Origin of the sequence: Streptomyces sp. SID14515 (assembly GCF_010548505.1) — a bacterium.
Classification (GTDB): Bacteria; Actinomycetota; Actinomycetes; order Streptomycetales; family Streptomycetaceae; genus Streptomyces; species Streptomyces caviscabies.
Window position 1 is genome coordinate 1 of the sequence record NZ_JAAGMH010000094.1, and the last position, 3,782, is coordinate 3,782.

Annotated in this window: 8 protein-coding genes and 1 pseudogene; all 9 read left to right on the plus strand. The window is 66.2% G+C overall.

The window, feature by feature from the left end; translation table 11 throughout:
* A pseudogene (locus G3I54_RS39555) lies at positions 1-113 on the plus strand (DUF397 domain-containing protein); the annotation flags it as partial.
* A 6-nt stretch (positions 114-119) separates the two neighbouring features.
* Positions 120-596: a hypothetical protein gene (locus G3I54_RS20200; RefSeq protein WP_164611501.1), complete on the plus strand. Its 477-nt coding sequence runs from the start codon at positions 120-122 to the stop codon at positions 594-596.
* Positions 597-700: 104 nt separating this feature from the next.
* Positions 701-916, plus strand: a complete 216-nt coding sequence (locus G3I54_RS20205) for a DUF397 domain-containing protein (protein WP_164611503.1) — start codon at positions 701-703, stop codon at positions 914-916.
* Between the two features lie 221 nt (positions 917-1,137).
* Positions 1,138-1,350, plus strand: coding sequence for a hypothetical protein (locus G3I54_RS39560; RefSeq protein WP_164616274.1), 213 nt, complete (start codon positions 1,138-1,140; stop codon positions 1,348-1,350).
* Positions 1,334-1,864: a DUF6879 family protein gene (locus tag G3I54_RS20215; protein ID WP_164616275.1), complete on the plus strand. Its 531-nt coding sequence runs from the start codon at positions 1,334-1,336 to the stop codon at positions 1,862-1,864. Before G3I54_RS39560 ends, G3I54_RS20215 begins: the two co-directional genes overlap by 17 nt.
* Positions 1,848-2,681: a helix-turn-helix transcriptional regulator gene (locus tag G3I54_RS20220; protein WP_164616276.1), complete on the plus strand. Its 834-nt coding sequence runs from the start codon at positions 1,848-1,850 to the stop codon at positions 2,679-2,681. The genes G3I54_RS20215 and G3I54_RS20220 overlap by 17 nt, the downstream gene beginning before the upstream one ends.
* A 163-nt stretch (positions 2,682-2,844) precedes the next feature.
* Positions 2,845-3,069: a DUF397 domain-containing protein gene (locus G3I54_RS20225; RefSeq protein WP_164616277.1), complete on the plus strand. Its 225-nt coding sequence runs from the start codon at positions 2,845-2,847 to the stop codon at positions 3,067-3,069.
* Between the two features lie 6 nt (positions 3,070-3,075).
* Complete coding sequence (locus G3I54_RS20230) at positions 3,076-3,552, plus strand: hypothetical protein (protein ID WP_164611501.1); 477 nt, start codon at positions 3,076-3,078, stop codon at positions 3,550-3,552.
* Between the two features lie 104 nt (positions 3,553-3,656).
* On the plus strand, positions 3,657-3,782 hold a 126-nt coding region (locus tag G3I54_RS20235), incomplete at its 3' end, for a DUF397 domain-containing protein (protein WP_164615811.1).

Genomic DNA, 3,782 nt, shown 5'->3' on the forward strand with positions numbered 1-3,782 from the left:
ACACCTGGGCCCTGGGCGACAGCAAGCGCCCCGACGCCGAGCCGTTGCGGTTCACGACGGCCGAGCTGGACGCGGCGGGCATCGACCCCGACCGCTTCGACCTCTCCGCCTGAGCCGCCGTGCACCACCACGGCTACGCCTGGCTCGGGGAGAAGCGGACGTTCGACAAGGAGAGCATCCGCAGGCCCCCGGGCCAGGCGCCGACGGCGACCAGCGAGCAGGACGTGCACGAGCGGTACCGGGAGGCGGTGGCCGTGTTCCCGGCCTCCGACGTACCGCCGATCCAGACGGCGCACTGGCTCATGAAACCGGCCTCGACGATCCGGGGCACCTGGGAGGAGCCCAAGGAGGCCGGCGCGTGGCTGGGGCGACAACTCACCGAGTTCGCGCCCCGGTTCGCCTCCGCGCAGGACCGGGAGGCGACGAGGCTGGTCCTCCTCGTCAGGGCGGCGGTCGAACGGCTCGCGTGGGGCGGAGACCTGTCCCTCGGCCACTACCTCAACGGCACGGTCTTCCACTCCGTCGCCCTGGTGACCTGCTCCCCGAACCGCAGCGCACCCGACGTGCTCTGCCCGGAGCGGCGGACCGGATCATGACCGCACCGCTCACGACGACGCGTCCACCGCCTCCGTCCTGGGTATCAAGAGCCGTGAGTCGCAGCATCCGCATCGGTGAACTGACCGTCCACGAAGGGGCACCCGTGACGACCGAGACCGAAAAACCCCGCTGGTTCACGTCCTCGTACAGCAACAATGGCGGCCAGTGCGTCGAGGTCGCCACCAACCTCGCCGCCCCGCACGGCATCGTCCCCGTCCGCGACTCCAAGAACGTCAGCGGCCCGGCCCTCACCGTCCCCGCCACCGCGTTCACCACCTTCGTGGCGGGCGTCCGGGCCGGAGACTTCGGCACCGTCTGAGCCACCCGAGTCGGCAGAGCAACGGCCCCACCGTGCACATCGCGGTGGGGCTCTACTGCGACCACGTGGAGAGTCCGGTGCCGTCGGCACTACTTGGTGCAGCTCGAAATCTCGGTCTTACCCGACAACGCGAATACCCGCCCGCCCTGGTAGACGCACGTTGCCGCCCCGCTCTACCGTCATCGTCGGCATGGTTCAACTCGTACAGCAGAGGGAGCACCGTGGCACGAAGTGACCTGCACCGCCTTACGGGAGTCGCCGGCGGACCGAACTGTGATGACGACGACTGCCCGAACGTATACGTGGACAGGACGGACGGCGGAATCGTTGTTCAGGGTGACCTGCACTCAGCATTTCAGCCTCCGCCCGGTGAGGCTCTGGTAAAGATTCCAGAGAATGTCCTCCGGGAGGCCGTTCGTGCTCTTGGATGGTGAAGCATGGCGCGACTTCTTCGACTCCTTCGAGCGAGAGGCCTGGAGGTTCGAGGCGCAGCCCACGTACACCATGCCCAGGGAGCAGGAGAACGTCGCTCGATTCCTCAGAGGTGAGGACAAACCGGCCGGTCACAACGCACGCTGGCACGAACGTGTCCGAAGGCACAAGAAGGCCGGGCGCAGCATCGGGCGTGTCCGAGTGGTCCACAGACCGCTTACGAATTACCAGCTCTACCAGTTCTCCTGGGGGATTCCGGGAAACGTCGAAGCCGGCGAGGACATCCGGATATTGGATGTGACGCACGGTGACCTCGGACTGCCGCTCAACGGCCGCGACTGGTGGATGTTCGATGAGACGCGTATCGCTCACCTCAACTTCCGACCCGATGGAACCCAGATCAACCGCGAGGCATACGAAGGTGATCCAACGCCCTACCGGACATGGAAGCGGATCGCACTAGAACGAGCGGTTCCTTTCGAGGAGTACGTACAGGGCCTTGACCTTTCAACCTGAGCAACTGGCAGGCTCCAGAACCGATCTTGGCACGTTGCTCCGAGACCTGCGCAAGCGAGTCGGGCTGTCCCAGGTCCGGCTCGCCCAGCGCTGCAACATGTCACAGACGAAGCTCAGCAATGTGGAGACCGGTCGAGTCGGACCGACTCTTGTCGATGTCGAGTTGATCCTCAGAGCCCTGGAGGCCACCCCGGCAGAGACAGCCGAGGTGATGTCACTGGCCCGGCTCGCCCAGACCGAGTGGCAGAACAAGCGGACGTCACGCAGGAGAGGCCTGGAGAAGCGTCAAGCAGAACTGGCCGGCCTGGAGTCCGAGGCTACGGTTCTTCGCTACTTCCTGCCTGCCATGGTGACGGGTCTTCTCGCGACCCCCGAATACGTGAGCGCCAGCCTGAGCGGGTCACCGGGCGACAAGTCGGTGACGGTAGCGAGGAAGCTGGAAAGACAGGCCGTTCTTTACGACACCACCAAGTCATTCACGTTCCTGCTGACAGAGCAGGCCGTGCGCTGGCCCGTTCTCCACCGGGCGGGAATGGCGGTTCAAGTGGACCGCCTGACTTCCTTGTCCCATCTACCCAACGTGCGCATCGGCTTGCTTCCCACAGATTCTGCGACATGCCGCGGCCCCATGAATACTTTCACTGTCTACGACCACCGCCTGACCACGGTGGAGACCTTTACCGGGCGCATAGTTTTTCAGGACTCCCGGGATACAGCCGAGCACCTCAGAGTGTTCGAGACATACGAACGCATGGCGCTCTTCGGGGACGTCGCGAGAAACCTTTTGGCGCACTGGGCCACCCATTTCCGTTCATGATCTATATCCAGCAACGCGAATAACCTGCCGACTTCCTGCGCGGCCGACAGATCATTGCTCATGTCGCCGGACCAGCACCGGGCACCGCACGGAGCAGGGGCGACACAGACGTCCGCGAGCCGACCGGTGAACACCCGTCGGCACATCAGAAAGGGTCGGGTGCATGACGGACCTGTACGAACTCCCCATCGAAGAAGTCGAGTTCTCAAAAGCCTGCGGCGGCAACACCCACCCCGACGGCGAATCGTGCGTCACCCTCGCGCGGATCGGGCCGGACACCTGGGCCCTGGGCGACAGCAAGCGCCCCGACGCCGAGCCGTTGCGGTTCACGACGGCCGAGCTGGACGCGGCGGGCATCGACCCCGACCGCTTCGACCTCTCCGCCTGAGCCGCCGTGCACCACCACGGCTACGCCTGGCTCGGGGAGAAGCGGACGTTCGACAAGGAGAGCATCCGCAGGCCCCCGGGCCAGGCGCCGACGGCGACCAGCGAGCAGGACGTGCACGAGCGGTACCGGGAGGCGGTGGCCGTGTTCCCGGCCTCCGACGTACCGCCGATCCAGACGGCGCACTGGCTCATGAAACCGGCCTCGACGATCCGGGGCACCTGGGAGGAGCCCAAGGAGGCCGGCGCGTGGCTGGGGCGACAACTCACCGAGTTCGCGCCCCGGTTCGCCTCCGCGCAGGACCGGGAGGCGACGAGGCTGGTCCTCCTCGTCAGGGCGGCGGTCGAACGGCTCGCGTGGGGCGGAGACCTGTCCCTCGGCCACTACCTCAACGGCACGGTCTTCCACTCCGTCGCCCTGGTGACCTGCTCCCCGAACCGCAGCGCACCCGACGTGCTCTGCCCGGAGCGGCGGACCGGATCATGACCGCACCGCTCACGACGACGCGTCCACCGCCTCCGTCCTGGGTATCAAGAGCCGTGAGTCGCAGCATCCGCATCGGTGAACTGACCGTCCACGAAGGGGCACCCGTGACGACCGAGACCGAAAAACCCCGCTGGTTCACGTCCTCGTACAGCAACAATGGCGGCCAGTGCGTCGAGGTCGCCACCAACCTCGCCGCCCCGCACGGCATCGTCCCCGTCCGCGACTCCAAG

Coding starts and splice junctions, on each gene's coding strand:
- G3I54_RS20225 (WP_164616277.1), top strand. CDS start 2,845: ATGACGGACCTGTACGAACTCCCCATCGAAGAAGTCGAGTTCTCAAAA.